Genomic DNA, 720 nt, shown 5'->3' with positions numbered 1-720 from the left:
TGAGAAAATCAGGGGTGAAGATGGTGTAGCGAATGCAGTTGAAGCATTTCATCGGCCTGAAGGGTTTGATTGGGTGAGAAATTCCAGTGCCGACCAACGAACGACAACTGCGGTTTTTGGCGAAAGTCGAGTTGGAACCGGCTGTGCAAGCGGATGTATGCAACAAAGTTTACTAAACTCGTTCACTTTCAAATATTTCTCGCCACAATTCAAATTCTGGACAATTACACCAAAGGGTAACGAACCCATCAAAAAGTTTAGTTCCTGAATTTTGAACTCCCCTTGGGAGAACTTGGATCAAGATAGGAATATCCAAATCACATTTCCAATTTTCTATTTCTTTTTGAATTTGGGCAATAGTGTCTTGATGGAATCCTCGGTCGTTGTTGGAACACTGAACAAGTAAAGATCCATTATCAGAATCTTTGACTCGTTTGATCGAGAAATTAATCTGCGTCCACATTGATTGGACTTCATTGAAAATATTAGGTAAACCATAGTCATTACCTAATATTGCCTTTCGGCGTTTCGATTCACCCACAAGTCCCCCTCAGCAATACAAATTTTGACAAGGATGATGAAGAAGATAAGGACTCTTCTAACGACGAGTAACCCTCTGGGGGTTATTAACTACTAATACTATTGTAACGATAAATCAAGGGTTTCAAGTATTTTGCAGTTGCAAGGATTGGGGATTTTACCAAACCGTATCTGTCATCC

Annotated in this window: 1 protein-coding gene; it reads left to right on the top strand. The window is 40.1% G+C overall.

The window, feature by feature from the left end; all coding sequences use genetic code 11:
- On the top strand, positions 1-268 hold a 268-nt coding region (locus VB732_RS35850), incomplete at its 5' end, for a hypothetical protein (RefSeq protein WP_323235541.1).
- Positions 269-720: the final 452 nt, after the last annotated feature.

The organism is Nostoc sp. UHCC 0252 (genome assembly GCF_034931145.1).
In the GTDB taxonomy this organism is placed as follows: Bacteria; Cyanobacteriota; Cyanobacteriia; order Cyanobacteriales; family Nostocaceae; genus Nostoc.
The sequence above is the reverse complement of the archived record's forward strand: the minus strand, read 5'-3'. Positions and strand labels throughout refer to the sequence as shown.